20 protein-coding genes are annotated in these 25770 nt (G+C 42.7%); 10 read left to right on the forward strand and 10 right to left on the reverse strand.

Going from position 1 to position 25770, the window contains the following annotated elements:
* Positions 1–168 precede the first annotated feature (168 nt).
* Complete coding sequence (argS, locus tag AC59GT_RS07715) at positions 169–1938, forward strand: arginine--tRNA ligase (protein WP_497237091.1); 1770 nt, start codon at positions 169–171, stop codon at positions 1936–1938.
* Between the two features lie 78 nt (positions 1939–2016).
* Here argS and AC59GT_RS07720 read toward each other — a convergent pair whose 3' ends face one another.
* From AC59GT_RS07720 to AC59GT_RS07730, 3 genes are all read right to left on the reverse strand, one after another.
* The gene (locus AC59GT_RS07720) at positions 2017–2310 is read right to left on the reverse strand and encodes a hypothetical protein (protein ID WP_497237092.1); all 294 of its coding nucleotides are present in this window, start codon (positions 2308–2310) and stop codon (positions 2017–2019) included.
* A gap of 67 nt (positions 2311–2377) precedes the next feature.
* Complete coding sequence (locus AC59GT_RS07725) at positions 2378–3010, reverse strand: 2'-5' RNA ligase family protein (RefSeq protein ID WP_497237093.1); 633 nt, start codon at positions 3008–3010, stop codon at positions 2378–2380.
* Positions 3011–3015: 5 nt separating this feature from the next.
* Positions 3016–3588, reverse strand: a complete 573-nt coding sequence (locus AC59GT_RS07730; RefSeq protein WP_497237094.1) for a 2'-5' RNA ligase family protein — start codon at positions 3586–3588, stop codon at positions 3016–3018.
* 71 nt (positions 3589–3659) lie between these two features.
* Between AC59GT_RS07730 and dinB the strand changes: the two genes are divergently transcribed.
* Positions 3660–4844: a DNA polymerase IV gene (gene dinB / locus AC59GT_RS07735; RefSeq protein WP_497237095.1), complete on the forward strand. Its 1185-nt coding sequence runs from the start codon at positions 3660–3662 to the stop codon at positions 4842–4844.
* Between the two features lie 6 nt (positions 4845–4850).
* Here the strand turns inward: dinB and AC59GT_RS07740 are convergent, their stop codons facing one another.
* Both AC59GT_RS07740 and AC59GT_RS07745 read right to left on the reverse strand, forming a co-directional pair.
* Positions 4851–6053 carry an MFS transporter gene (locus AC59GT_RS07740; RefSeq protein WP_497237096.1) on the reverse strand — a complete coding sequence of 401 codons (1203 nt, stop codon included), beginning with the start codon at positions 6051–6053 and terminating at the stop codon, positions 4851–4853.
* A 127-nt stretch (positions 6054–6180) separates the two neighbouring features.
* Positions 6181–6552 (reverse strand): hypothetical protein, encoded by a 372-nt coding sequence (locus AC59GT_RS07745; RefSeq protein WP_497237097.1) that lies wholly within the window; start codon positions 6550–6552, stop codon positions 6181–6183.
* A 348-nt stretch (positions 6553–6900) separates the two neighbouring features.
* Here AC59GT_RS07745 and AC59GT_RS07750 point away from each other — a divergent pair, with 348 nt between their 5' ends.
* From AC59GT_RS07750 to AC59GT_RS07760, 3 genes are all read left to right on the forward strand, one after another.
* The gene (locus AC59GT_RS07750) at positions 6901–8361 is read left to right on the forward strand and encodes an MBOAT family O-acyltransferase (protein WP_497237098.1); all 1461 of its coding nucleotides are present in this window, start codon (positions 6901–6903) and stop codon (positions 8359–8361) included.
* Positions 8362–8364: 3 nt separating this feature from the next.
* On the forward strand, positions 8365–9312 hold the full coding sequence (locus AC59GT_RS07755) for a hypothetical protein (RefSeq protein ID WP_497237099.1): 948 nt from the start codon (positions 8365–8367) through the stop codon (positions 9310–9312).
* Between the two features lie 104 nt (positions 9313–9416).
* Positions 9417–9983 (forward strand): Crp/Fnr family transcriptional regulator, encoded by a 567-nt coding sequence (locus AC59GT_RS07760; protein ID WP_497237100.1) that lies wholly within the window; start codon positions 9417–9419, stop codon positions 9981–9983.
* 4 nt (positions 9984–9987) lie between these two features.
* Here the strand turns inward: AC59GT_RS07760 and AC59GT_RS07765 are convergent, their stop codons facing one another.
* The 3 genes from AC59GT_RS07765 to AC59GT_RS07775 all read right to left on the reverse strand — a co-directional run bounded on the left by AC59GT_RS07765 (position 9988) and on the right by AC59GT_RS07775 (position 13201).
* The gene (locus AC59GT_RS07765; RefSeq protein ID WP_497237101.1) at positions 9988–11280 is read right to left on the reverse strand and encodes an MFS transporter; all 1293 of its coding nucleotides are present in this window, start codon (positions 11278–11280) and stop codon (positions 9988–9990) included.
* Positions 11281–11346: 66 nt separating this feature from the next.
* Positions 11347–12384, reverse strand: coding sequence for a PfkB family carbohydrate kinase (locus tag AC59GT_RS07770; RefSeq protein WP_497237102.1), 1038 nt, complete (start codon positions 12382–12384; stop codon positions 11347–11349).
* A 1-nt stretch (position 12385) separates the two neighbouring features.
* A complete protein-coding gene (locus AC59GT_RS07775; RefSeq protein WP_497237103.1) occupies positions 12386–13201 on the reverse strand; it encodes an SDR family oxidoreductase in 816 nt (271 codons plus the stop codon).
* Positions 13202–13395: 194 nt separating this feature from the next.
* On the opposite strand from AC59GT_RS07775, the gene AC59GT_RS07780 reads away from it, so the two are divergent.
* Complete coding sequence (locus tag AC59GT_RS07780; protein ID WP_497237104.1) at positions 13396–14349, forward strand: 3-keto-disaccharide hydrolase; 954 nt, start codon at positions 13396–13398, stop codon at positions 14347–14349.
* 49 nt (positions 14350–14398) lie between these two features.
* Here the strand turns inward: AC59GT_RS07780 and AC59GT_RS07785 are convergent, their stop codons facing one another.
* Both AC59GT_RS07785 and AC59GT_RS07790 read right to left on the reverse strand, forming a co-directional pair.
* Positions 14399–15172, reverse strand: a complete 774-nt coding sequence (locus tag AC59GT_RS07785) for a response regulator transcription factor (protein WP_497237105.1) — start codon at positions 15170–15172, stop codon at positions 14399–14401.
* Positions 15173–15177: 5 nt separating this feature from the next.
* Positions 15178–18342 carry a ligand-binding sensor domain-containing protein gene (locus AC59GT_RS07790; RefSeq protein ID WP_497237106.1) on the reverse strand — a complete coding sequence of 1055 codons (3165 nt, stop codon included), beginning with the start codon at positions 18340–18342 and terminating at the stop codon, positions 15178–15180.
* Between the two features lie 220 nt (positions 18343–18562).
* Between AC59GT_RS07790 and AC59GT_RS07795 the strand changes: the two genes are divergently transcribed.
* The 4 genes from AC59GT_RS07795 to AC59GT_RS07810 all read left to right on the forward strand — a co-directional run bounded on the left by AC59GT_RS07795 (position 18563) and on the right by AC59GT_RS07810 (position 25767).
* Complete coding sequence (locus AC59GT_RS07795) at positions 18563–21706, forward strand: SusC/RagA family TonB-linked outer membrane protein (protein WP_497237107.1); 3144 nt, start codon at positions 18563–18565, stop codon at positions 21704–21706.
* A 17-nt stretch (positions 21707–21723) separates the two neighbouring features.
* Positions 21724–23256 carry a RagB/SusD family nutrient uptake outer membrane protein gene (locus AC59GT_RS07800; protein WP_497237108.1) on the forward strand — a complete coding sequence of 511 codons (1533 nt, stop codon included), beginning with the start codon at positions 21724–21726 and terminating at the stop codon, positions 23254–23256.
* Positions 23257–23325: 69 nt separating this feature from the next.
* Positions 23326–24549, forward strand: coding sequence for a sialidase family protein (locus AC59GT_RS07805; protein WP_497237109.1), 1224 nt, complete (start codon positions 23326–23328; stop codon positions 24547–24549).
* 51 nt (positions 24550–24600) lie between these two features.
* Positions 24601–25767 (forward strand): glycoside hydrolase family 43 protein, encoded by a 1167-nt coding sequence (locus tag AC59GT_RS07810; protein WP_497237110.1) that lies wholly within the window; start codon positions 24601–24603, stop codon positions 25765–25767.
* Positions 25768–25770: the final 3 nt, after the last annotated feature.

Below are 25770 nucleotides of genomic sequence, written 5' to 3' on the forward strand. Positions count from 1 at the left end.
TTAGAGCAAAGGGAATGGTTTTTACTAAAATGTAGGTTTAAACCGTTTAAAGCTATTTTTTGTAAAAAATTTATTTCAGCTCAATCTTTAAAGAATGTTTTTGCAGGCTGAGCATAAAAAGTGACAGCACATTGCCACCAACCATGAACAATTGCTAATTTTGCGGCAATGGAGCTAATTACAAATGCGGTAGCTAAAGCAATAAAGGAGCTTTACAATGCCGACATCGCCGCTAAGGACATCAATTTACAGGAAACACGGAAAGAATTCGAAGGACAAGTAACAGTGGTTACATTTCCGTACACTAAAATGTCTCGAAAATCGCCTGAGCAAACCGGTGGGGAAATTGGCGAATACCTGCAGCGAAATGTTGAAGAAATAGCTTCTTTTAATATTATCAAAGGCTTCCTTAACCTGTCTTTTACAGATAGTTTTTGGCTGAGCAAACTCGACAAAGAGGTGCTCGCGGAAGACTTTGCGATGTTTGTACCCAACGAAAAAAAGGTGATGGTGGAGTACTCTTCTCCAAACACCAACAAACCACTGCACCTTGGCCATATACGCAACAATCTTTTAGGCTATTCGGTTGCAAAAATATTGGGGGCTGCAGGTTACAATGTGATAAAAGCCAACCTGGTGAACGACCGAGGTATACACATCTGTAAAAGTATGCTGGCTTGGCAAAAGTTTGGCAATGGCGAAACCCCAGAGACATCAGGCTTAAAGGGCGACCATCTTGCAGGTAAGTATTATGTGCTGTTCGATAAAGCTTACAAGCAAGAGATAGATCAACTTAAAGCGGCCGGACAAACTGAGGATGACGCTAAAAAGAACGCGCCGCTAATTAAAGAAGCACAACAAATGCTTCAGAAGTGGGAAGCGGGCGACGCGGACGTCATCAATTTATGGAACACCATGAATGGCTGGGTATATGGAGGTTTTGCCGAAACCTATAAAACGCTGGGTGTTGATTTTGATAAGTACTATTATGAGAGCAATACCTATTTACTGGGTAAAGACATCATAGAGGAAGGCCTCGCTAAAGGCGTATTCTTTAAAAAGGAAGATGGCTCTGTTTGGATTGACCTTACAGCTGATGGTTTAGATCAGAAGCTGGTATTGCGTGCGGATGGCACATCGGTATATATTACGCAGGATATAGGCACAGCACAGCTGAAGTATGATGACTTTGGGGTGGATGAGTCGATATACGTCGTAGGTAACGAACAGGACTACCACTTTAAAGTGCTTTTTTTGATCTTACAGAAGCTGGACAAAACCTGGGCTAATGGATTGTACCACCTTTCTTACGGCATGGTTGACCTTCCATCAGGAAAAATGAAATCGCGCGAGGGAACGGTAGTTGATGCGGACGACCTGATGCAGGATATGTTTAACACCGCGGCTGAGCAAACGGAAGCAATGGGTAAGGTGGTAGATTTCAGTGAAGAAGACAAGACAAAGCTCTACCGCACTATTGGCCTCGGTGCTTTGAAGTATTTTCTACTGAAAGTTGATCCCAAGAAGCGTTTATTGTTTGACCCCGCTGAGTCGGTAGATTTTCAGGGTCATACCGGACCTTTCATCCAGTATACTCACGCTAGAATCCGTTCAGTACTAAATAAAGCTGGCTATAATGAAGCAGCAGGTAGCGCATCAGTAACTACATTAGAAGGGGTAGAGCGCGACCTGATAGTAACGCTCACTAAATTTCCTGAAACAATACTTGCTGCTGCGGCAGACCATAGCCCGGCACTTATCGCGAACTATGTTTACGATGTTGCAAAAACATATAACAAATTTTATCATGAGGTATCAATAATGCAGGCCGATACTGAAAACCTTAAGCAATTTAGATTAAGCTTATCTGCAGGTACAGCTAAGGTGATTAACAAAGCAATGGCTTTGTTAGGGATTGAAGTACCCGAAAGAATGTAGAATACCTTCAACGAATTAACAAGAAAGCCGCTTCTTAGAAAAGCGGCTTTCTTGTTTTCTAAAGTTTTTGGTGCCAGATTACCTCCAATGCCCACGTCTCCAAACGTATCCACGATTGCTGTGCACCCAAGCGCCTTGTACATACACGCGATTAGCACGGGGACGGGCGTAATATCCATTGCGGTAAACATATCTGTTTCCTCGCCATACCCACTCGCCGGGTACCCAATAAGCATTAGCATATGGTGCAACTGGCCTGACATATACCGGTTCAACTGGCCGGTCTGCCACATAGTAATCGCTTGCGCAGGATGAAAGAAATAGTGACCCCATCATTGCAAGCATAATTCCGATTTTATTTATTGTCTTCATCGGTAAATTGATTTGATGTTACTATCTGACAAATCACAGCTGCGATGGTTTAGCGCTGCTGCCAATTTTAAAAAGCTGAAAGTTGTAGGCCAGGCTGTGCCTTTTTTATTGGTACATATACATTCCTGAAGTTGTCTGCAGTAAGCACCCGTTTACTAAACTTAAACTCCGCTACCGTTTTATATCGCGCATCTTCATTGAAGGCCTCCTTACGTAACACAGTAAGGTTATCGATTTTAAAGGTATGCTGAAATAAAGCGTTTTGAAATTTAGGCCATAACAAATCAAAGTTCTTTTTAGATAAGTTCTTTAAAATGGTAATGTGGGGAGTTTTGTGTTTAGGTTTTCCAGGAGCTATGGTTTGCATTTGATCAAACCAAGCAGTGGTCATCTCATCCATCTCTATAGAAGCGTATATGGTGTTATTTTCCTTAAAACAATCAAATCCATTTATTTTAAGGTTAATTGAAGGTAACTTTCTTAACCTATACTCCAGGTTCAGAAATGATGGCTCAACAAAGCTTAACATCTTTCTGTCAAGATAATTTACAGTTATATGCGCAATACTGTGCCGGCTTTCAAAACTGCCTATCACATCTGCAGACCAGCTTTTGTACTTCTTAATGAAATCTTTTACCTGTTCGTCCGGAGAAAGGACGTATAGGTAATTATATAATTGTGTTATATGTTCGTTTAACATAAGCCTTATTTAAAATTGTTAACTACTGTCATTATTTTTCCGCCGAACCTGAATGTTTTGTAAGCCTCCCATTTTGGCTGGTTTGCAAATGTTTCGCGCTTAACTACTTTAATCTCGCTTACCAAAAATGGCATGACCAGTTGCTTGTGCCTGAAATGCGGCCACAAGGTGTTAAAGTTTTCTACACTAATGTTTCTCACAACAGTAATGTGCGGAATGATGGCCTTTTTGATACCCAGGACCTTCCTGATTGAAATTAACCATTCATCAACAGCGGGCGTTATGCGGATAGCGGCGTATATGGTATGTTTATCATGCAGGTGCGTGAAATACTTAAACTCATCTATGTACAGTTGTACTGGCGAAATTGTATTAAAACCCAATTCCATACGCTGGATCGTGCTATCTGCAAAAAACGGCTTTTGCCTTTCTACTTGTGCAAGGCTGATGTGTGCCGGCGAGTTCATGCTGGCGTATTGGCCAATTAACCTTGCCGAAGCACGCTTATAGCGGTCAATCTCTAGTTTTACTTCCTGTGGTGGGGAAAGCAGGAAAAGATAATCGGCATACCCTGTCATGTACTATGTGTTTGTTGAATACAAAAATGCTAATAATTTTAGCATTTGCAAATTATTTTACATATTTGTGCATGGATGTTAAACGCCATATAGTACACATAGACCTCGACTCGTTCTTCGTGTCGGTTGAGCGTAAGTTTGACCCGTCGCTCATCGGAAAGCCCGTTATTATAGGAGGATCAAGCGACAGAGGAGTGGTGGCATCTGCGAGTTACGAGGCGCGAGCTTTTGGTGTACACTCGGCAATGCCCACGCGGCAGGCACTAAAGCTATGTCCGCAGGCAATAGTTGTACATGGCACTTATGGACGGTACAGCGAGGCATCAAGGGAGGTAACAGAGATCATTCACCGGTCAGTACCTTTATATCAGAAGACGTCTGTAGATGAGTTTTACATAGATCTTACCGGGATGGACCGCTTTTACGATCCTTATGATATTGCGACTAACTTGCGGCAAACGGTCATACGTGAGACCGGCCTGCCTATATCGTTCGGCATGGCATCCGGTAAAACACTCGCAAAAATGGCTACTAATCAGGCTAAGCCAAACGGGCAACTGCGAATACCGCATGGCGGCGAGCGGGAGTTTTTAGCGCCGCTGAACATTCGTAAGATTCCCGGGTTGGGCGAGAGTACCTGCCAAAAGCTGTATCAGTATGGTTTGGAAAAAATAGGCGACTTGCAGCGCGTCAATTTAAAGTTCCTGGAAACGGTATTTGGCAAAATGGGGACGTATATCTATAATAAAGCGAACGGCATTGACGATAGTGACATTATACCTCACAGTGGTCGCAAGTCTATTAGTACTGAAAATACCTTTGAAAGCGATGTGAAGGACAGGCGCACGCTAGAGAACATCCTTGTCAGCATGACGGAAGAGCTGGCAGGCAAGCTGAGGCGGGAGAACAAGGTTGCGGGCTGCCTTGCTATAAAGCTGCGCTATTCAAATTTTGAAACGCATACCGTTCAACAAAAAATTGCACTTACCGCAGCAGAACACATTTTAATACCTGGGATTAAAAACCTTTTAGATAAAGCCTGGAACCAGCATCGGCCAATAAGGCTGATAGGTGTGAAATTGAGTAACCTTAGCACCGGCAGTTATCAAATAAATTTGTTTGAAGACAACGAAGAGCGCATCCGCCTTTATCAGGCGTTGGATACCATCAACTTTCGTTTTGGAGATAAGACTATTTGCCGGGCCGCCGGAATGGAGGTAGGCGCGCGTAGTTTTAACCCGTTCTTAAAAGATTAAAACCAGTTATATTACCGCTTCTGTTTCGCCTGAATTCAATATCTTTTTCTGCGGTTCTTTCCTTAAATACATATAAATAAGCGCCACTGCAGTAGCAACAGCTGATGCGTAGATGATGTACGGCACACGTACTATTACATCATGGTAGTACCACCCGGCAAACAGCGCACCCAAGCCAATGCCAGCTTCCAGGGATATATACATCGTGGCAACTGCTTTCCCGCGAAAGTCAGGCTTGCTCATATCTATTGTCCACGCGTTGAGAGCAGGGGACAGGATTCCGTTAGAAATGCCATAGAGCACTGCGCCAACCATCAGCCCGAAAGAGCTATGTTGATAGCCGATCACAACCAACGCGATAACCAATAATGCCAACCCAGCTTTAATAACATAAATGCGGCCATGCTTATCGGATACCTTGCCAGCAATAAAACGGATCAATAACGAGGCGACCGTAAATACCATAAAGAACAAACCTTTGTTTGCTATGCCGAGATGTTGACTCCAGTCGGGAATAAGGGTAAGTATTGCACCATAAGAAACATAGCTAAGCAGGGTAACAATAGCCGCGGGTAATACTTCAACGGCAATTATGTCTCCGCGGGATATCTTAAGTGTTGACAGCTTCAACTTTTGTTTGTTCTTTAAGGTCTCTTTCATATTCATCACCAGCACAATAGACATTAGTGCAAAGAATGATGATGTATAAAATAATGTGTTAAGCGAGTGCGACATTCGGATGGCGCTGCCTATAGCGGGCCCAACAGCCATACCTGTACTAAAGAACAAGCCATGCATACCCAATGCTTCGCCCCAGCGTTCGCGCGGTACCATGTCTGCCACGTATGCCGCGGTTGCTGTCGGCTTAAAACCGGTTGAAAAGCCATGTATCAGCCTGATAAACAATAAGCCCGAAACACTTGCAAGTACCGGGTATAAAAAACCGCAAACAAAGCACACTATCGACCCCACCGCCATTACCGGCACACGTCCAAGTGTATCTGTAAGTCGCCCGCTAAACGGACGGGAAATGCCCGCCGTAAGCGTAAACAACGCAATAATTAATCCTTTATACTGTGCCCCACCTAAGCTGCTTAAGTATGCCGGCAGTTCTGGTATCAGCATGTTATAACTGGCAGAAAAAAGCAAAGAGCTTAAACAAACTAAACCGAAATGTAAGTTATAGATAGGGTGCTGAGGTTTAGTCATCAACTATAATTAAGGCCGCAAGTTAAAGTTTCCTGCTGATAGCAACGGTGCTAAAATGTAATTGGCTGCTTAACAAGCAACAAGCCCTTACCTAAGGTAAAGGCTGCCTTATGTGCCGTTTTATAGCTTATTGCAAAAATACATATGTCTTTTTGCCAAACTCCATAAACACGTTTAGCTGCTTTTTTACCACCTGATTGTTAGAAGTTACAGCCATTGTATAATTGCCTGGTTCCAGGTCAGAAAGATTGTACGCTTTAGCAACTGAATGCTTTGCAGAAAGGTAGTCCCTCATAAGCTCTGAGTTTTTATCATCGTAAAAGGTTACGTAAGCTTTGCCGGTTGTTTCTTTAGCAATCTTGAGGTCCACTACAAGATTTCTTGCAGATGCTGCTACGGTTATCTCATCTTGTATAGGGTCTGCTTTAACGGTTGTAGTTGCGAACAAACCAGTGCTGGCCAATAATAAAAGAGCAGTTAATTTGATTGAATTTTTCATGTTATTCTTTATTTGTTATGTTATTTAATCGTTTCAATAATCAAATGAACAACATAATAGCAGTTGCGTAAAATGAAATAGACCAACAGCGGTAAGTTATAGACATAGCGTTCATTTAAACAGATATAGCTGATAAAGAGCCTTTTTACCAGTATTTTGTGGTTTGTCGGTAAAAACAGCTGTTTGGCAGATTGTATATGGAGACTGTTAGATAAAAGCTAATTGGTGATATCGCAATTGCCAATTACATAGCTAATTTATACTTACCACATAATTATCATATTAAAAGTATTATTTTGCATGAGCAAATAGTAATGCAGCCCCTTACAACCTTGCACAACTGTTGATATGCTTTTTAACTCCTTATCTTTTGCAATCTTTCTGCCGATTGTTTTTATACTTTACTGGTTTGTAACCAACAAAAGTTTAAAGCTGCAAAACCTGCTGTTACTGGCATCCAGCTACTTCTTTTACGCTTGCTGGGATTATCGTTTCCTGTTCCTGCTAGCTTTCTCCACCTTTCTTGATTTTTATACTGGCCAACGCATTTACGCAGCTGAGAATAAAGCAAGCAAAAAGTTTTGGTTGTGGCTTAGCGTAGGTGTAAACGTAGGTTTACTTGGTGTATTTAAGTATTATAATTTTTTTGCCGGCTCTTTTATCGATCTGCTTTCAGAGTTCGGCGTAAAAACCACCTTTAGTGCGCTTAACATATTGTTACCGGTCGGCATATCATTTTATACGTTTCACGGCTTATCGTATGTATTTGACATCAGCAACGGAAAAACAAAACCGTGTTACCAATTTGTGGATTACGCCGTTTTTGTGAGCTTTTTCCCTTTGTTGGTTGCAGGCCCAATTGAACGTGCTACACATTTACTTCCTCAAATTCAAAAAGAACGCAGCTTCAGTTACCCACAGGCAGTAAATGGTATGCGGCAAATACTTTGGGGATATTTCAAGAAAGTAGCTATAGCTGATAATTGTGCCGAATACGTGACCATGATATTTAACAACTATCAGCACTACCCTGGAAGCGTAGTGCTTATGGGTGCGGTATTGTTTACCATAGAGGTTTACTGCGATTTCTCCGGATATTCTGATATAGCGCTAGGGGTCGCACGGTTATTTGGTATAGAACTACTTCGCAACTTTGCCTTTCCGTTCTTTTCCCGCAGTATTGCCGAGTTCTGGCGCAGGTGGCACATCTCGTTATCATCATGGTTTAAAGATTACGTGTACATACCGCTGGGCGGGAGCAAAGTGAGTCCGTGGAAAAGGGTACGTAACACATTTGTTATATTCCTGTTAAGCGGTATTTGGCATGGTGCGTCATGGACTTATGTTATTTGGGGAGCACTTAGTGCTTTATTCATCATGCCATCAATACTAATGAAGAGCAACCGTACCTACACGGATATTGTAGCAAAGGGTAAGCTGTTCCCAACTTTTGATGAACTTTGGCGCATGGCGCTCACCTTTGCACTCACCGTGCTATCTTTAGCTATCTTTAGGTCGAGCGATATTGTTAACGCTTTTTACTTTATCGGAAGGATATTTTCTTCGTCCATCCTGGTTAAACCAACAGGGGAGATGTTTATGGGTGGTTCTGTAAATATTCTGTTCCTCCTGGTGGTAGTTACATTATTTATGATGATGGAATGGCTGGGCCGGGAAAATAAGTTTGCTATTGAAACGACCGGAGACCGGAAGCCAAGACCAGTAAGGTGGGCATTTTACTTGGTAATAGTTATGCTTACCTTTTACATGACCGGCGTGCCACAACAGTTTGTTTATTTTCAGTTTTAACACATGAAAAGATACCTTTTATATTGTGCTGCTTTTTCGCTGTTGGTGCTGATGACTGCATTTGCCATGAACCGGAATTATTTTCCCGGTAAGGCAATTGGTAACGACGGATATATAGGTGCAATAATTGATAAACATGCCTGGGCTGATAAAACAAAATCGCCCCGTATTATTTTTACCGGCGGCTCGAGTGTTTGCTTCGGGATAGATAGTAAGATGGTAGAGCAGCATACCGGTATGCCTGTAGTTAATATGGGCCTTAACGGTAGCCTTGGGCTTGAATTTATACTCAATCAGGCCAAATACATCGCTAGGCCGTCTGACGTTGTTATTCTATCGGTAGAGTACTACCTCTCCAAAGAAGGTAGTTATAAATTTAAAAAGGAAGCAGAACGATTATATCCGCCAGCGGGTACTTTCTTTGAGCATAGCATCAAAAACCGGCTTAACGACTTTTTTATAGAAGATCTTCAGCATAACTTTTACATTACCTTTATGCACCTTATGGGGCGCAAAACAAGGGAGTTTCCCAAGAATGTAGTCTATTCCCGTTCGTCGTTCAATGAAAATGGAGATGTGGTTAGAAACTTTGATCCGCATCCCTCTCACGAATTCGTTAACAAGTTTGTTTTAGATTATCAGGTGAACCCGGATATACCGTTGCTAAACGATTTTAAAGAATTTGCAGATAAGAAGGGCATTAAGGTTTATTTTGTTTATCCGCCGTTAGACGCTGCCGTTTACAAACCAAAGGAAAAGGTTATCAGCAAAATAGCACAGGAATATGCTGAGGAAATGAAAATAAAAACACTGAATACCCCCCAAGATGCGCTGCTGCCTGATAGTTTATTCTACGATAACGAATATCATTTAATACCTGCCGGAAGAAAAGCACGTACCGAGCATGTCTTGGAACTAATGAAAGCGCACAACATAGTTCCTATAAAATAAGCTTTCCTTTATTGACCCAGATGTGATATGCTTAGGGGTTATATAGGTGCAAAATCGGTATTTTAGCGGCCATTAATATTTAGTACTAGCAAACTCATTGCAAAATGTCAGCCGAACTTAAGCAATTTATAAGCAGCTATGCCACGTTTGCGGCAGATGAACTGAATGATATTACCAGCCGTTTTACCGAGCGAAGCGTATCCAAAAATGGATTCCTGCTCCAGGAAGGTGAAGTGTGCACTGACCTGGTATTTGTTCAAAATGGTTGCTTAAGGCTATATTACGTTGATAATGATGTTGAAATATCCGTTTGGTTTGCTTTTCCACATTCTTCAGCAATTGATATCTATAGCTTTATAAGTGATAAGCCATCTGTGTATTACCTGCAGGCGATTGAGGACAGCACAGTGTGGTACCTGCCAAAGGTCGAGCTTACCGCATTATACGAACAATATCCAAGGATGCAGGAGATGATGCGTAAGTTTTGGGAAGACGCTGTTCTTAATTTAATCGATCGGTTCACCGCGCTGCAACGTGATTCGGCCGAAAAGCGCTACCTCGATCTAATGGCTAAACCACCATATCTCCAAAAGATCCCTCAAAAGTACCTCGCGTCGTTTATAGGTGTAACACCTACATCATTAAGTCGCATACGTAAAGGAATAAGGTAGCCTGTTACAGTTTTACCTCTCTTACCTTTGGCGTTAAAAAATGCATAAGAAGCCATGCTAACAGATATGCACAAGCGCAGATGGTGAATATTATATTATATCCCGCTGTGATGTTGCCCGCTGCCTTATAGTGGTCGAGTATTATACCTACGAGGAACGGGAACAAAATGCCACCAACAGAACCTGCCATTCCGCCAATGCCCACCACAGAACTTAATGCCTTCTTAGGAAAGATATCCGACGCTGTGGTAAATATATTGGCGCTCCATGCCTGATGTGCAGCGCCTGCAAGGCTGATCAAAGCAACGGCTTGCCAAATATTAGTAGCATAACGCGCTGCAAATATCGGGATGACACAAAAAGCAAATAGTAGCATCGCGGTTTTGCGTGCCCTGAAAATTGGCATTCCACGTTTAATTAACCAGGATGATAGGTAACCGCCGCCGATACTCCCTATTGATGCCGCTGTGTAAACAATAACTAAATGAATGTTAGGCTTTTTAAGATCCAGATTGAACGTGCTTGAAAAGTAGGATGGAAGCCAAAACAGGAAAAACCACCAGATGGGATCGGTAAGAAATTTTCCTATGAAAAATACCCATGTCTGACGGATTACCAATAATCTAAGCCAGCTAGTTTTTTCGGTAGAAGTATTGTCGTTTGTCTCATCGGCGGCATCACTATGGATGTATTCATATTCCGCCGGATTAATCTTCTTATGTCGTGATGGTATTTCGTAAAAAATAATCCAGAATACCAGCCACACAAAGCCAATAGCACCTGTTATAATAAAAGCCATTTGCCAGTTATACACCCCCAGGATCCAGGGAACCATCACGGGTGCTACAACTGCGCCAATGTTGGCGCCGGAGTTGAAAATCCCTGTGGCCAAAGCACGTTCACGTTTAGGAAACCACTCTGCAACAACCTTAATTGCAGCCGGAAAGTTTCCCGATTCACCAGCACCCAACGCTGCTCTCACCGCGCCAAACCCGAAGGTTGATTTCACAAGTGCATGTGCCATGGCCGCTACACTCCACACTATCAATGAGACGGTGTAACCAAGTTTAGTCCCCAATTTATCTATAACGCCCCCGAAGGCCAATAACCCCATAGCATAAAAAGCCTGAAAAGCCATTACAATGCGGCTATAATCCTCTTCAGTCCAATCAAACTGTTTCTCAAGAGTTGGCTTTAACAACCCTATAACCTGTCTGTCGAGATAGTTAATGGTTGTAGCAAAAAATAGCAGGACTACTACTATCCAGCGGTAGTTGGTTTTTTGATTATTGCTCATATCGGTTGGTTTGCCATTTTTTACAAAGCGGCGTTTTTATCATTGGTGTTAGCGGGACGCGAGGCGTTAAATATTTGGCTTTATTAAACTTTTTATCTTTTCTACAGTACTGGTAGTTGCGTCACCTTCAATAAATAGCTTGTCGAAAGCCGCTGCTGTAGCAAAATCCACGATTTCAGATGGAGAGAACCTGTTGTAAAAGCCATAAACGAGGCCGGCCATATAGCAATCACCACTACCAACTTTATCTACTACGTGGTTGGCATTATAAACGGCCGATGTATGTAACTGCCCATCAGTATACAAAGCCGTATAATACTTTATGCCTTTACCATAATCAAATCTAAACGTATTGGCTACAGCTTTACATTTCGGATAGCGGCTCATGATTTCCTGCGAACTTGAAAGGGCCTCTTTAAGATAGATGCTGCGCTGTCCTGATTTATGTATATCAGGCATTACAGGTATGCCTAATAACTTTTCAGCAGACCATACATTACCCATTATTAGGTCGCAATATTTAGCAAGTGCTGGCATAACCTCATGCGGTTGCTTGCTGTATTGCCACAATTTTGCACGATAGTTCAGGTCTACCGATATGGTTACTCCTTTTGCTGATGCTGCTTGCAAGGCTTCTTCACACAGGTCTGCCGTGATTTGCGACAATGCGGGACAAATAGCACTAAAGTGAAACCAGCTTACACCATCTAAAACATTGTCCCAATCAACTACGCCGGTTTTCAGCTCAGCAAACGAAGAGCCCGCGCGATCATATATCACGGCATTGTGCTTCATGTCCTTTCCCTGGGTCAGATAGAACAAACCAAGCCGTGAACCGCCTTTGTGGACGGCTGATACATCAATGCCTCGGTTAGCTACGTACGATAACAGCTGATCGGAAACTCCATTATCCGGCAACGCAGTAAAGTATTTAGAGGGGACCTCCCACAAAGCCAACGCGGTTGCAACATTAAGTTCTGCTCCGCCAACATGAAAAGAGAGCTTGTTAGTACCAAGCCAATTGCCGTCAGCATCAGGGCAAAGCCTGAGCAGTAATTCCCCAAACGTTAATACTGATCCTGTTTTATGTGCTTGGTTGAACATATTACACGCCGCTGAATACCGAAAATCCACCATCAACACATATCATAGAACCTGTCACAAATTTGGATGCATCACTTAGCAGCCAAACTAATGCGCCTATAAGTTCATCAGGATGGCCAAAGCGTTTAAAAGGTGTTTGGCGGATTACAGATTGGCCACGGGGAGTGTAGCCTCCGTCGGGTGTGGTCAGCAGATTACGATTTTGCTCTGTAAGGAAAAATCCGGGAGCTATAGCATTCATTCGTATGGCATCGCCATATCGGTTAGCAAGTTCTACCGCAAACCATTGGTTATAGCAATCCACAGCGGCCTTGCCCATATTGTAGCCTAGTACCTTGGTTACTGCCCGTTTGGAATTCATGGATGAAATGTTAACAATACTACCCGCTCCGGTTTTAGCGATAGCTTCACCAAATATCTGCGTAGGCAGGAGGGTGCCCCAAAGGTTTAGATCAAGAACCTTTTTTATCCCTTCCATATTCATCGAGAAAAGGTCTTCCTCCGGCTGTAGCACACCGCCGGGCATGTTACCACCCGCGGCATTTACAAGCCCGTCTATTTTACCAAAACGCTCGAGAACTGTATTCTTCGCAGTATTTAAGGCAACTTCGTCCAAAACATCCGCCACCAGTGCCAATGCCCGGCCGCCGTTTTTGTTTATAGCATTTGCGCGCTCTTCGGCAATTTGCCGGTTGCGTCCAAGTATAGCAACAGCACCGCCGGCTTCAACAATACCGTTTACAAATGCATTTCCTAAAATACCGGTAGCGCCGGTAACCACAATTACTTTATTTTTTAACGAAAACGAATTGTCCATAGATGATGTAAGGCAGAGTGCCAAAGGTTTATTATACTCGCAATTGTACAATTATAGCTTTTTATATAGAAACAAAATTGAGCTTATTTTAACGCAAACGTTTTCGGGAGCAACCCTTAATTGGGGTTGATGATTTAAATACAATATTTATAACTTTACCTCATCACCATTATAAACTATCTAAATACAAACTTATGCGCCGACTCTTTAAGGCTTCTGTTGCAGCATTGCTGCTTTCCTGTTCAGCTATAAATTTATCAGCCCAGCAAGCTGAATTAAATAAGGACCCCGATGTAATTGGTCGCTGGGATTTAACTATACAAAAGGACTGTAAGGAATTGCCATCGTGGCTGGAAGTTCAAAAATCCGGTACACACACCTTAATAGGCAGGTATACTTATGCATTTGGCAGTGCCCGACCTATATCTGAAGTAAAACCTGCTGACGGGAAGTTTAGCTTTTCTATTCCACCACAGTGGGAGGAGGGAAACCGTAATATGGATTTCCAATTTGAAGTAAGCGGCAATGCTATTAAAGGAACAATGGTTTATACGGATGGTAAAACTTATGAGTTCAAAGGTGAACGTGCGCCTTTGCTCGCAAGAACTAAGGTGCCGGTTTGGGCAGCACCTGTACGTTTATTTAACGGCAAAGACACCAAGGGTTGGCACACTGAGGGCAAAAATCAATGGGTAGTGGAGAAAGGTGTATTAAGAAGCCCAAAATCGGGATCTAACTTAATTACCGACAGGAAGTTCACCGATTTTAAATTACATATCGAGTTCAGGTACCCACAAGGTAGCAACAGTGGTGTTTACCTGAGGGGGCGTTACGAATTGCAAGTAATTGATACGAAAAGCGGAGAGCCAGAACCGATAAATAATCAGTTTAGTTCAATCTATGGATTTTTGCCGCCTAATAAGATGATGGCCAAAAACCCAGGGGAGTGGCAGTCGTATGACGTTACCTTGGTTGGCCGCAAAGTAACTGTAGTTGCAAATGGTACTACTGTTATTTGTGATCAGATTATTCCAGGCATCACCGGTGGTGCAATAGACAGCAAAGAAGGTGAACCAGGACCGATCCTTATACAGGGAGATCATGGACCTATAGACTACCGCAATATTGTTATTACACCCGTGAAGTAACGCTAATAAATAATCTAGAGAATATAAAAGCCTGAATACACTTCTGTATTCAGGCTTTTTCCGTCTTTAGCTTATTCTGATAATCAGACGGGGGCATCCCAAATTGCTTAATGAAGTTTCGTCCAAAATGGGTTTGAGAGGTGTAGCCTACAATTTCGGCAATCTCAAAGATTTTGTGGCTTCCTGCTGAAAGTAGCTCAGCGGCTTTTTTTAACCGTGCAACGTTTATAAGCTCGTTAGGAGTGAGGTCGGATATCGCTTTTATCTTTCGGTATAATGTAGGCCTGCTCATATTCATTAATTCCGCTAGCTGTTCTACATCAAGGTTTAGGTTGGTGAGATTTTTGTTAATCTCATCATTCAACTTGTCCAGGAACAACTCGTCAGCTTTAGAGTATGCTATGGTATTTACATGTACCAGGGGCGAGCTGGCAAAATAAGCTTTTATCTTGCTGCGATTTTTTAGCAGGTTAGCAATTTGGACTTGCAGATGCTTCGGTGAAAACGGCTTTTCTATATAGGCATCCGCGCCTATCTCAAGTCCTTCAATCTTTGATTGCAGCGTATGTTTTGCAGTGAGCATTATCACTGGTATGTGGCTACTGTGAATATCAGACTTTATTTCTTTGCACAGTTCAAAACCGTCCATCACTGGCATCATCACATCAGTAATTACAAGGTGTACAACTTCAGTTCTTACTTTATCTAAAGCCTCCACTCCGTTGCTAGCTGTTAGCACTATGTATTCGGCAGATAAATCCTCACTTATGAAGTCTAAAATTTCTTCATTGTCATCCACCAATAATACTATCGGTTTGTCCATAAACGCTAAATATTAAATTCAATATCCTGATGTATTGGAAGAATCAGCGCAAAAATATTCATGTTATTGTCAGGCGAATTCCAGTCGAGTGATCCCTTATGCAATTCTGCTAAATAACGTGATAATGGTAAACCAATACCGGTGCCGGATTGTTTCTCTGCCTCTTTCATCCGGTAAAATGTTTCAAATATTTTGTCCTTCATCTCAAAAGGAACAAGCGGGCCATCATTTTTTATTAGTATGGTAAATGTGTTGTCATCTTCATTTGGTGTTAAAGAGATTGACACCTTGCTTACGGCATACTTAAGGCTATTATCAACTAAGTTTGATAATATCTTATTTAGCGCTTCGGTGTCAACATAGGCATAAAAACTATGATGCGGCAATGTGTTTTTAACCTGCAGTTTTTTGTGCTCTATAGTAGGACGGAAGCGTAGAAGGACATCTTTGATAAATTCGTTTATATCCGTTTTTACAAAGTTTAGCGAAAATCCATGTGTTTCGGTTTTCCTGAAATCTAACAGCTGATTAGTAAGGGTAAGAAGCCTGTCTATGTTACGCTCCATGATGGTGAGGTTCTTTTTGACGTCGGGGAAAAGCGCAACTTTATGCATAACTTTCTCCATAGGGCCTTTTATGAGCGTCAATGGGGTGCGTATCTCGTGAGCTATATGAGTAAAAAAAGTAATTTTCGCATGATAAAGTTCCTTCTCCTTTTCATTTTCCAGCAGATCTATTTTGCGTCGGTTTTTTTCATTGACCGCCCGGTGATAATTTCGCACAAAAATGTAAATTCCAGAAGCAAGAAGCACCCCATAAATTAACCAAGCGTAAATACTTGCCCAGTACGGTGGATCAATTATAATGGTAAGCGATGCGTTGTACTGGCTCCACAAGCCGCTGCTGTTAGTAGCCTTAACTTTGAAATGGTAAGTGCCGGTTGATAGGCGGGTAAAATATACCTTTCTGTTAGTGCTCAAGTATACCCAGTCTTTATCCAACCCGGCCATTTTATAAGCATAACCTGCGGTTTGGGGTGAGGTATAGCTTAAAGCAGCAAAATCTATACTGAAAGAGGATTGATTGTACTGGAGCTTCACAGTATCTGTAAAGCTCACAGAACGCGACAATGGTGAATCCTTTTTAATTTCGATCTCCTGGTTATTTACCTGAAAGCCGGTTATGTACACCGGTGGTTTATAGGTATTGATGACGAAATTGGCAGGATTGAATTTGATCATGCCTTTCACACAACCAAAATACAAATTGCCTATGCTATCTTTATAGCCCGAGTTATAGTTGAACTGGTCACTTAACAATCCATCCGCTTTGGTGTATGTTTTTAAATTACCTGTATGGCTGTCGCGCTTAACCAGGCCTTTTGACGTACTTATCCAAAGATTTCTTTCGTTGTCTTCAAGCATCGTATATATAACATTACTTGGTAGCCCGTTTTGGATAGTAATCCTTACAAAATTTTCCTCCGTTTTGTTGAATCTACAAAGTCCGTTTTCAGTTGCAACCCATATCTCACCACTGCTATCTTCAAATATCCTGTTTACTTTATTGCTGCTGATGCTATGGCTATCATTTACATTGTAGATATAACGTTGCGATTTTCCTATCTTGCAATTATAGTAAAACAGTCCTTCCCGGTAGGAGCCAACCCAGACGTCTCCTGCTGAGTCCTCCATAATGCTGGTATAAAAAGCGGTAGTTGGTACGTTGGTGATTAACCTAAACTTATGTGTTGAGGGATAGTATTGGTACAACCCCCGCGTTGTACCGGCAAGTATTGCTCCTGACCGGGTTTGGTACAACGTATAGAAGAAGTTGCTTTTTAGTGTTGTATCCGAAAAAACAGTATAATGCCCTGTTACTTTCCCACTTCCTTTGTTCAATATATCAAGGCCATGCTCGAAGGTGCCTATCAGCAACTCTTTGTCCGTATTTAGCAAACCATGAATGTTTGAAGTGGATATGTCTGTAGCTTTACCCAAAGGTTTGAAATTTTTAAAAAACCCTTTGCTTATATCATACTGGCTTAGGCCGCCATCTTCTGTGCCAATCCATAAGCTTTTTTTATCAGAAGCTATTTCTCTGACCGCGTTGCCCGCCAGCGAATTTTCTCCAACCTTTGGAAAGTACTTTTCAAAATAACTGTATTGTTTAGCATAATAATTTAGCCCGCCAAAATAAGTACCCGCCCAAATGCCGCCTTCACGATCTTTACAAAAGGTGTATACCGCGTTATCGGTTAACGAATATGGGTCATTGTATTGTTTATGCAAAAGGGCTGCTTTACCTGTATTTAAGTTAAAGTTATATATGCCCGACTCTGTGGCTGCCCAGTATTCATTGCCACTTTTCTTTATAAAGTCACGAACAAACACTTCGGTTTTATCCTCATTATTGGTTATAACGTCACGGTATGTTCCGGCAGTAGTATTAAGCAACTTAATACCCTGGTTAGATGTTCCAACCAGCAAATTGCCATTACCTGCATCAGCTAGTTTTTGAATCCAATAAGCCGTACATGGTTTGGAGTGGCTAAAAACGTCAACCGATGTAAAATGGTCGGTATTGGCATCGTACTTTGTAACCAACCGCGCTGTTGTGGATACCCACAGGTCACCATTAACAAAAGCCATTGATACCGCGTTAATACCTTGCTTATTGTAAACGGTTAGTTTACGTTTTGCAAGGTTGTATTTGTGCAAAGTTATGCCAGCTATAAACCATATGTTACCGCTACGGTCAGCCTTAATGTCCCGTATTTCGTCGTCTGTTCCTAAGTTAAAAAGTGTAAACCCTTCTGTGAGCTCGTTATACAGGTAAATGCCCCTGTCCGTGCCTACCCAAAGTCTTCCGTCTTTATCTTGATATAAGCAGTAGATGATATTATTGCCCAGGCTTCCTTTTTTATTAGCGTCGTTTCTAAATACCTTAAAAGTATACCCATCAAAACGGTTCAGTCCGTCCTTTGTGCCAAACCACATAAAGCCTTTGTTGTCCTGCAAACTGCTTAACACGGCATTATTTGAAAGTCCGTTTTCTACCTGGTAATGCACAAAAGAGTATGACTGGGCTAATAGCGTTGTAGTTGATGCGCAAATTATCAATAAACAATTTGTAAGCTTTTTAAGGCTCCGGCGGGAGTACAGATGCATTAAATTTAATTATCGGTAAAAAAGCTGGTGAAAGAATGTGTTTGATTATTGGTATTTAAAAATAACAACAATTGTTTACTAAAATGAAAATTGAGACAAAATGATGAAAGATTGATACGCACGTGAAGCGGCACTCTGTTTTATTCATTCATCTTTGACCTAAGAATCATTAACCTATTGTCCTCCCATAGGACTTTTACTACTAACCAATTAATAATATATGAAAAAACTCTTACCTCAAAATTTGGGTTTGATGCGCAATCATCCACCTTATGGAGACGAAGCCCGGCCTTCAAGCTCCAAATTATTTCACTTTATTTACTTGCTATTAATAATTTTTGCTGTTACGCCTGCAATGGCGCAAACATCAGGACAGATTACCGGCCGAGTTACTGATGCAACAGGACAAGGGCTTCCGGGAGTTACTGTCAGAATTAAGGAAAGTACCGGCACTACTGGTGCGGTTACCGATGTTAATGGCCGCTACAGGATTGCAGCAGCAAGCGGAAATACGCTTGTGTTTTCATTTATCGGTTTTACGCCTCAGGAGATTAGAGTTGCCGATCAGCAGGTGATTGATGTACAGATGCGGGATGACGCCCGCTCACTTAACGAAGTGGTTGTTATTGGATATCAATCTGTCCGGAAGCGCGATCTCACAGGAGCAATTTCTTCTATAAGCCCGACCGAGGCCAACCGCGTGTCTGCAAACAACGTTGCCGAATCATTGCAAGGTCTAAGCCCCGGCGTAACAGTACGCAGCAGCGGGGCGCCTGGCCAAAACTCCCAGATTGAGATCCGTGGTGTTGCGAGCTTTATTAATGCATCTCCGTTATATGTGATAGACGGGATGATAGCAGATGCAAACAGTACCGTAAACAATGACGATGTAGAATCCATCCAGATATTAAAAGATGCATCAGCTGCGGCGATTTACGGTTCGCGTGCGGCAAATGGGGTTGTAATTATCACCACCAAAAAAGGTAAAAAGGGCGCTACTAAAATAAACTTTACTGCTAAATATGGTCAGCAGCGTATACCTAAGCAGTGGGATGTGATGAACAGCACACAATATGCAGCTACCAAAAGCCAGGCTTATACCAATTCCGGCCTGTCTGTTCCTGCAAGCATTGGGTCTGCATTTAACCCTGCTGTAAATACTGACTGGCAGGACCTTAACCAACGTACCGGTAATAACCAGGATTACAATCTTTCTGTGTCAGGCGGATCAGACAACTCAACTTACCTGATATCCGGAAGTTATTTCCGCAACCAGGGCGTGCTAAAAGCATACTCATTCGATCGTGCCAGCCTTCGCATTAACACTGAAACAAAAAAAGGGAGGCTCACTTTTGGCGAAAACGCCATGTTAAGCAATAGCAATAACTATCACCCTAACAGGGGTAACCCGTTCTATGATCTTCCGCAGCTTTTACCAACAGTGCCGGTACAAAGTAATGGCTTTAAAACAAACAACAATGTTAACCCAATGGGTTATAGCACCGGCACAGCTGATAATGGCGGCGATGTTACCTATGCCTACAATTCACTGGCTGTAAATGATCTAAGCCAGGGGTACAACAACTATGCTAAAATATTGGGCAACGCTTTTGCGCAATTCCGCGTATTTGACTGGCTGGACTATAAGTTTAACGTAGGTTTGGAAGCCAGCTTCGACTATAATCGCGACTTTCGTAAAAACGGCATATTCTCTTATGCGCAACAGCCCGAACTGAGCTATATTGATCAGGATAGGGAACGTTTTAGAAACATATTACTGGAGCATACGCTCAACTTTAACAAAACCATTGGCGTACACAATATTAACGGTGTAGTTGGTTTTAGCGAACAAAGCTCCTACCGTGACCTTACATCGGCTCGGAAAACGAATTTAACCGTATTGTCTACCGGCGAATATCTTACAGAAATTAACTCAGCAGGTGGCGCTCCTTCCGTGTCCGGTCGTGTGGCGCAGGATGACAGGATACGTTCTTACCTGGGTCGTGTAAACTATACCTATAATGACAAGTACCTGTTAACGGCTTCAGGGCGTATTGACCAGGACTCAAGGTTCGGGCCTAATTACCGCAGCGGCTTCTTTCCTTCAGTTGCAGTTGCATGGAGGCTTAGTAAAGAAGATTTCTTTAAAGCAGATTGGGTTGACAATCTAAAAATAAATGCTTCTTATGGTGTGCTGGGTATCAACACTATTAATTCCTATCAAAACATTGGTTTAATTAATAATTCTCCTCGTGCGATATTTGCGGGAGATGCAATATTCGGTGGAGCTTACCAGTCTACTTTATATAACGCTGACCTGCGTTGGGAAAAGAGGAAAGAAACAAACATAGGTTTTGATGCAAGTTTATTTCACGACAGGCTGTCTGTTTCAGCTTCCGTTTACAATAACAAATCGGAAGACGTACTGGTTAACCAGGTGTTAGGGCAATTTCTCGGCAACGCAGGCGGCAACCCGCCTGTTAATGCGGCGTCCATAAGCAATAAAGGTATAGAGGTAGAGGCAACCTACCGCAACAACAATAATGCTTTTAAATGGAGTATATCCGGCAATGTTACCACCATTAAAAATAAAGTATTGGCTCTGGGTAACCAGGGGGTTGGCGTTAATTATATACAACAGGGTAGTACCCGTTCGCAAATAGGTTATGCGCTTGGCCAATGGTATGTTTTGAAAGAGCTTGGTATATTCCAAACTCAAGACGAGATAAACAACTACAAACGTGCTGATGGTAGCCTGATAGAACCATTTGCAAAACCAGGTGACGTGAAGTTTTATGCCGATCCTAACGGAAAAGGTACAATAAATAATAACGACCGTGTGTTTAACGGATCGCCTTGGCCAACGCTTCAAACAGGTTTGCAATTCAATGCTTCCTACAAGCAATTCAATGTTAATCTGCAGTTGGTGGGCATATTCGGGCTTACTATTTATAACGATATAAGGAGAATACTCGACGGCTATCAGAACTCTAACTTCCGCGCAGACATAAACCCGTGGACACCAACTAACACCAGCACTACCGATCCACGGTTAGGTATTGCTAACGGCGATCCCGGTATAGCCAATAACAACACGCCTGAAAGTTCGCGTTGGTTAGAGAATGGCTCTTACGGACGCATACGTAACCTCGAGATTGGTTACACTTTTGGTAAAGCTGCATTAAAACCTCTGCATGTAGAAAATGCAAGAATATTTATCAGCGGCCAAAACCTGCTTACAGTCACTAAATACAAAGGTTTAGACCCTGACTTGGTTGGTAACGGTTTATTACAGCGTGGTGTGGATGCTGGTAACTGGCCGGCAAATCGTATATACTCGGTTGGTGTCAGCTTTGGGTTTTAATTTTAATTGTTAAAGAAATGAAAAAAACGATCATACTAACTATAGCAGCATTGGTTATTGGTGTAACCAGCTGTAAAAAATTGGATGTTGTTAATCCAAATCAGCCTACTACAGCTGTGTTTTGGAAAACGGCTGACGATGCACAAAAAGGCGTTAACTCGATATACAGTACTTTTCACCGTGCCGGATTGTGCCGCTGGTTCTTTTTTGCAACCATCGTCCGTTCAGATGAGGGCTGGAGTACCAGTCCTGATGCTAACCTTCAAAACAACTTCGACTTGTTTATCAACAATGATTATAACTACGGTAATTATACAGGTATCTGGGCCGACCTTTACATCGGTATAGCAAGAACCAACCAGGTTATTGATAATGTGCCTAATATAAGCATGGATGCTGGCTTAAAAGCGCGCTACATAGCAGAGGCAAAGTTTTTACGTGGGTTGTTCTATTTTCATCTGGCATCGCTGTGGGGCAATGTTCCCCTGCAACTGCAAAGTTCAACACCGGTAGATTTACCGGCTACTGCAAGCCGTGACCAGGTGTGGGCACAAGTACAAAAAGACCTGACTGAGGCTGCCGCGAATCTTCCCGCTAATTATTCAGGTGCCGACGTAGGCCGGGCAACAAAGGGCGCTGCAAACGCTTTACTGGCAAAGGCCTTTATGCAACAGCGTAAGTTCCAGGAAGCCTTGGCTCCACTGCAGGCTGTAATACAAAGCGGGGTGTATACTTTAACAAGTAATTACCAGGATAACTTTTTATCGACAACAGAAAATAATTCTGAGTCGGTTTTCGAGTACAACAACGCGCTTAATCCTAATGACAACCACGATGACGATACTGATCCTAACAACCAGGATAACCTGAACTATGGTTCATCGCTACCGCCATTTTTTGCACCTAGGCCAATTGGTTTTACTGACGGGCAGGCCAGGAGGTGGCCACTTGCCGAGTTTGAGGGAGAAAGAACTACCGGTAACCAGCGCGATCCAAGGCTTGCAGCTACTTATTTATACGCTTTCACTGATGAACGCGGTCCCAATTTCTCTCTTATCTACGGGCAAACATTTACGCAACGTTATGGTAACGCCGTTAACAACGATGTTTGGTTCAGGAAAATGCTAAATGACCAAAACGGGACCGCAACAGGTGATAGTTTTCACTCGCCAAACAACTACCGCTTTATCCGTTACGCAGATGTATTGCTGATGTATGCAGAATGCCTTAATGAAACCAATGCAACAGCGCAGGCTTACCAGTATGTAGATAAGGTAAGGCAACGCGCGGGATTAGCCACATTAACATCTGTTAAACCAGGGATGAACCATGACCAGTTCCTGGCGCAAATTAAGCACGAACGCGTTACCGAACTTACAGGCGAGGGCCACCGCTGGAATGACCTAGCGCGTTGGGGCGACCTTGACAAACCACTTTCAACACGTGATGCTGGCTTCCAAAACTTTGTTAAAGGTAAACACGAGTTGTTGCCTATACCGCAGCAAGATCTTGACATCAATCCCAACTTAAAACAAAACCCTGGCTATTAAATAGGTTCTTACGGGATGAGTAGCGATGCTCATCCCTCTATAATTTGTTAAGCAGTTAATCTACCTTAAATGAAGCTACAAAAAAAAGTACTTATATTTACCCTTAGCGTGGTAATTGGGCTGTCAGCCTGTAAAAAGAATGGCCCTTCACCAATACTAGAACCACCGGTAACACCGCCTGTAACAGTACCCACTACTCATGCCGACGATCTGCCGCAGGTGGATAATGCCACCCCCGCAATCAACATAACCTGGGAGGCTTCAGCAAGGAAAATTTCACATGATGTTTACTATGCGGAATATGGCAGAATCCACAGGGTAGGACCCAATACACTTGTGCTTACCTATCATTGTGGCGGCACAGCCGATTACTGGAATAACATCGCCATCAGGCGCAGCGAAGATAACGGTACCACATGGGGTGCCGCTCAGATTATCATGAACAGCAGCACGCCGGGTTACTACGGATTTTCTAATCCCGAGATACTGGTGATGAGCAATGGCTGGCTGATGCTGGCCTATGTTGGCCGCGGTAATCCAGATGACAACGCACACGACAACGTTCAGATACGTATCAGCAAAGACAATGGGTTGAACTGGGGCGATCCGAAGATAATTGCTACAGGCCGTTCATGGGAGCCAGGGATGGTACAACTGGCAGATGGTGATATAGAAATGTTTTACTCTAGTGAAGCTGCCTGGTGGCCCAGCGGAAATCCGGAACAGGACATTTTAATGATACATTCTACAGATAACGGCAGCACCTGGTCTTCACCAAAGCGCGTGGCCTATTCGCCTGGCGACCGCGACGGTATGGCAACACCATTGGTGTTAAACAACAATAAAGGTATAGTCTTCCCTATTGAATCGGTTAATAACACCAACTCGCCATGGGTGCTTTGGTCATCGACGGATGCAAAATGGAACTATAACACAACTGGTACTACCCAAAACGGCAGACGGTGGCTTGCCACAAGCGATGCGATATTTGGTGGTGCGCCGTTTATGGTGCAGCTAAGCACTGGTGAAACCTTGTTATCTACACAGGATGCAGGTGGAAGAAACATTGGCAGCGATTGGAAGAAAAGCACAATGATGGTGTACAAAGGCAACAGCACAGCAAAAAACTTTAGCCGTGTAAATGATCCGTGGCCTAACTTGCCTACAGGTGAGGGCGCCTACTACAGTTCAATGTTCCTGAAAGACCAAAATACGGTTGTTTTGGTAACTACCAGGAATTTTAGCGATGGACATAGTGAAGTATACTGGAAAGAGGGCCACATAACCCACTAGTGATTGCTGCTAAAAATATTTGCTACTACAATACGAAGGATAACGACGGAGATGAAATTGAACTTTGTTAAACTATTTTTTATTGGTCTGATCTGTAATGTGCTATGCACCTCAAGCGCTCTGGCACAAACAAAAAAACTAAAAACATTCACAAACCCAATATTGCCTTCGGGCGCTGATCCATGGATTACGTATAAAGACGGCTATTACTACTATACGAATACGTTAGGCGACAGTCTTATTATCTGGAAAACAAAGGATATTGCCGACCTGAGGAATTCACCCAAAAAAACTATTTGGGTGCCACCTACAGGTAAGAGTTTTTCCCGGGAACTATGGGCGCCGGAGATTCATTTTATAGATAACAAATGGTACATGTATTTTGCTGCAGATGATGGTAAAAATCGTAATCACCGCTTGTACGTTCTAGAGAATACATCGGCTGACCCATTGTTAGGCACATGGATTTTTAAAGGGCCTTTGGAAGAAGCATCAAACAAATGGGCTATTGATGGTTCGGTGTTTGGGTACAAAGGGCAGCTATATTTAATATGGTCTGGCTGGGAAGGAGATGAAAATGGCGAGCAGGATATTTATATTGCGAAACTAAAAAACCCGTGGACAGTTGATGGAAAGCGTGTACGCATTTCAAAGCCGGAGTATGATTGGGAGATGGTAGGAGACCTGTACGATGCGAACAACCCTCCGCATGTAAACGTAAACGAAGGACCAGAGGTATTGGTACATGGCAACCAAATACACTTGATTTATTCTGCAAGTGGATGCTGGACAGATAACTATGCTTTGGGTATGTTAAGTGCGCCGGCTTCTGCTGATCTTTTAGATCCGAAATCATGGAAAAAGAATGCTAAACCGGTATTTCAGCAAAGTAAAGAAAACAGTGTTTACGCCCCGGGACACAACTCGTTCTTTAAATCACCCGATGGTAAAGAGGATTGGATACTTTACCATGCCAATTCAAAGCCAGGTTGTGGTTGTGGCGGCCAGCGCTCACCGCGCATGCAAATGTTTACCTGGAATAAGGATGGTACGCCTAATTTTGGCTTGCCTGTAAAAACAGGAGTTGCTATAAAAGCACCGTCGGACATGGTGTATGTAAAAGCTAAACCGCCCAAGGGAAGCGGCTTAAAAAAAAGTAACGTTAAACCTGCAGTTCGAAATCAAACTATTATCTTAAAAAACAAAAAGGACAACTAACAT

The sequence above is a fragment of the Mucilaginibacter sp. 320_HR genome (assembly GCF_059691875.1).